The sequence below is a fragment of the Herbaspirillum sp. B65 genome, assembly GCF_000333555.1.
In the GTDB taxonomy this organism is placed as follows: Bacteria; Pseudomonadota; Gammaproteobacteria; order Burkholderiales; family Burkholderiaceae_D; genus Herbaspirillum; species Herbaspirillum rubrisubalbicans.
In genome coordinates this window covers 1-3552 of the sequence record NZ_BADI01000900.1, presented here as the reverse complement: position 1 = coordinate 3552, position 3552 = coordinate 1, and the positions used below count along the sequence as shown (strand labels likewise).

The following is a 3552-nucleotide window of genomic DNA, read 5'->3' as shown; positions in this document are numbered from 1 at the left end:
GCCTGGCACCCACTCTTATTTGCTGGAGCGCACCATGCTCATCAAGATTCGTCCCGACCAGATCGAGATTCCGACCGCCTCCGAGATCACCCCCAAGGATCTCTACCTGTCCCGTCGCAGCTTCATGGCCCGCGTGGCCGCCGGCACGGCCCTGGCCAGCGGCATGGGCGCGCTGCCGCAGGCTTTCGCCCAGCAGGGCAGGAAGCTGCCGGCCAAGCTCAATAACGCCTACGCGGTCATGGACAAGCAGACCGCCTACAAGGACGCCACCAGCTACAACAACTTCTACGAATTCGGCACCGACAAGGCCGATCCGGCCAAGAATGCCGGCACCCTCAAGACCAGCCCCTGGACCATCGCCATCGAAGGCGAGGTCAACAAGCCCATGACCCTGGACCTGGATGCCCTGACCAAGCTGGCCCCGCTGGAAGAGCGCATCTACCGCCTGCGTTGCGTGGAAGGCTGGTCGATGGTGATTCCCTGGATCGGTTATTCCCTGTCGGCCCTGATCAGGAAGGTGGAGCCCACGGGAAATGCCCGATATGTAGAATTCGTCACCCTGGCCGACAAGAAACAGATGCCAGGGCTGTCCGACCCCATCCTGAACTGGCCCTATCGTGAAGGTTTGCGCATGGATGAGGCCAACCATCCGCTCACCCTCCTGACCCTGGGCATGTATGGCGAAGTCCTGCCCAACCAGAACGGCGCGCCGGTGCGCATCGTCGTGCCGTGGAAGTATGGCTTCAAGTCGGCCAAGTCCATCGTCAAGATCCGCTTCGTCAAGGACGAACCCAAGACCGCCTGGAACCTGTACGCGCCCCAGGAATACGGTTTCTATTCCAACGTCAATCCCACCGTGGACCACCCGCGCTGGTCGCAGGCCACCGAGCGCCGCATCGGCGAGGATGGCTTCTTCGCGCCCAAGCGCAAGACCCTCATGTTCAACGGCTACAACGAGGTAGCCAGCCTCTACACCGGCATGGACCTGCGCAAGTTCTACTGATGCCCATCGGATCGTCCATGCTGCTTCCCCTTGCCCCTGCCGCCTTGCGCAACCTGAAGCCACGCAGCGTGACCGTGCTGTGGTGGTGCTTCCTGGTTCTGGCGTATGTCCCGCTGGTGCGCTTGGTGGTACTGGGATTCACGGGTGGGCTGGGTGCCAATCCGCTGGAATTCATCACCCACAGTACGGGTGACTGGACCCTGTACCTGTTCTGCATCACCCTGGCCATCACCCCCTTGCGCAAGCTCACCGGGCTGAACTGGCTGGTGCGCATGAGGCGCATGGTGGGGTTGATGGCGTTCTTCTACTTGTGTTTGCATTTCACGACCTTTGTCTGGTTCGATCATTTCTTCGACCTGGGCGAGATCTGGAAGGACATCCTCAAGCGGCCCTTCATCACCGTGGGCGTGCTGGCGCTGGTGCTGTCGATCCCGCTGGCCATCACCAGCACCAATGGCATGGTGCGCCGCCTGGGCGGCAAGCGCTGGCAGGTCTTGCATCGTCTTGTCTACGTGATCGTGCCGCTGGGCGTGCTGCATTACTGGTGGGACAAGGCCGGCAAGAACCTCATCGCCCAGCCGCTGCTGTTTGCCGTGCTGGTTGGCCTGATGCTGGTGCTGCGCCTGCTGTGGCGCAAAGGCAGGGCGCAAGCTGCGCCGGTGGCGCCGACTACGCCCCCGCGGCGCTGACCGGCTTGCTCATCCGATTTTTCTAGACCCGTACCGGAGATTGACCATGTTCTTGTTCAAACCTGCCGCCTTGTGCCTGGTGCTGGCGGCGGCCATCCAGCCATCCGCGTATGCCGCCGAAGCGGCGGTGGCAGTGCCCGCTCCCAGCGGCAAGGCGGTGCTGGCGTCGAGCGCCCCCACTGCTACCGTGGTGCTGGCTGGTGGCTGCTTCTGGGGCGTGCAGGGTGTGTTCCAGCATACCCAGGGGGTGTTGCAGGCCGTCTCCGGTTATGCCGGCGGCAAGGCCGATACGGCCAGCTATTCCCAGGTCAGTGCGGGGACCACCGGTCATGCCGAAGCGGTGCAGGTGACCTACGACCCGCGCAAGATTTCCTATGGCCAGATCCTGCAGATCTATTTTTCGGTGGCGCATGACCCGACCCAACTGAACCGCCAGGGACCGGACCAGGGCACGCAATACCGCTCGGCCATCTTCACCGCCAGCGCGCAACAGCAGCAGGCAACGCTGGCCTACATCGCCCAGCTCAACGCCGCCAAGGTGTTCGCCGCTCCCATCGTGACCACGGTGGCGCCGTTGCAGGCGTTCTACCGGGCCGAGGATTATCACCAGGACTACGCCACCCTGCATCCCAACCAGCCCTACATCGCCTATAACGACCTGCCCAAGATCAGCAATCTGCAGAAGATGTACCCGGCCATCTATCGCGCCGATCCGGTGCTGGTCTTCAAGCGCTGACCTACATCAGTGCCGGGAGCAGCAGGGATGAGACAATACCCCCGTTTGTCTCCTTCTGACTGCCATGAACGCCACTGATACCCTGCGCCTTGCCCTCGACCGTTTCGACCAGGAAGACTACGCCGCTGCCGAGCAATTGCTGTTCGGCCTGCTGCAAAGCCATCCGCAGCACAAGGATGCCCTGCATCTGCTGGGCAGTGTCGCGGCCGCGCAAGGGCGCTTCGAGGAAGCGGCGCTAGCCTGGCAACAGGCCTTGCGGCTGGTAGAGCCGTCCAGTGAGGAGGCACTGGCCCTGCGCTATCGCCTGGGCCGCGCCTTCTACGAACAGGGGCTATATGAAGATGCCTTCCTGCTGTATCGCGATCTGATCGAAGCTGGGCACGAGCGTGCAGAATTCTTCGTTGCTGCGGCCGCTGCCCTGCAAGGCATGTCGCCTTCCGGGAAAAACGATGCCCAGGTGCTGGCCTTGCTGGAAGAGGCTTTGCGGCGCAATCCCGATGTCCCCGACACCTGGCATCGCAAGGCGCTGCTGCACGAGCGTGCCGGCCAATGGGAAGCGGCCCGCCACAGCATCCATCAAGCCCTGCGCCTGGATGACCAGCGTGCCCAGTACTGGCTGGCGGCGGGCCTGGTCGAGCACGCCCTGGGCAGCTACCAAGAGGCGCTGCGTTACTACGACCACGCCTTGATCCTCGATCCCGAGCTGGTCGATGCCCACGTCAGCCGTGGGACTACGCTGGCCCGGCTGCGTGAGCACGAAGACGCCATCGACAGCTATCGCCGTGCGCTGCGTATCGATGGCAGCGATGCCGATGCCCATCTCAACCTGGCGCTGTCGCTGCTGGCGCTGGGCCGCCTGCAGGAAGCCTTGCCGCTCTACGAATGGCGCTGGGAAGGGCGCGCTGCCGATCCCTATCGTCATGCCGACATTCCGGCCTGGAACGGCGGTAGTTCACTCGCCGGCAAGCGCATCCTGCTGTGGGCCGAGCAAGGGCAGGGCGATACCATCCAGTTCAGCCGCTACGTGCAGCAGATCGTCGAGGCGGGCGCCGAAGTGTTGTTTGAGTTGCCGGCCAGTCTGTTGACCTTGATGCAGGGCTTGCCGGTAGCCCAGCGTATCGGCC

Annotated in this window: 4 protein-coding genes; all 4 read left to right on the top strand. The window is 63.3% G+C overall.

Features of this window, described 5'->3' with window-relative positions:
* Positions 1–34: 34 nt before the first annotated feature.
* On the top strand, positions 35–1003 hold the full coding sequence (gene msrP / locus I5W_RS21250; protein ID WP_044530727.1) for a protein-methionine-sulfoxide reductase catalytic subunit MsrP: 969 nt from the start codon (positions 35–37) through the stop codon (positions 1001–1003).
* A complete protein-coding gene (locus tag I5W_RS21245; RefSeq protein ID WP_044530725.1) occupies positions 1003–1692 on the top strand; it encodes a sulfite oxidase heme-binding subunit YedZ in 690 nt (229 codons plus the stop codon). Before msrP ends, I5W_RS21245 begins: the two co-directional genes overlap by 1 nt.
* 46 nt (positions 1693–1738) lie before the next feature.
* Positions 1739–2428: a peptide-methionine (S)-S-oxide reductase MsrA gene (gene msrA, locus I5W_RS21240; protein ID WP_085946789.1), complete on the top strand. Its 690-nt coding sequence runs from the start codon at positions 1739–1741 to the stop codon at positions 2426–2428.
* A 64-nt stretch (positions 2429–2492) separates the two neighbouring features.
* Positions 2493–3552 (top strand): tetratricopeptide repeat protein (locus tag I5W_RS21235; protein WP_044530724.1); only part of this gene is annotated, 1060 nt, incomplete at its 3' end.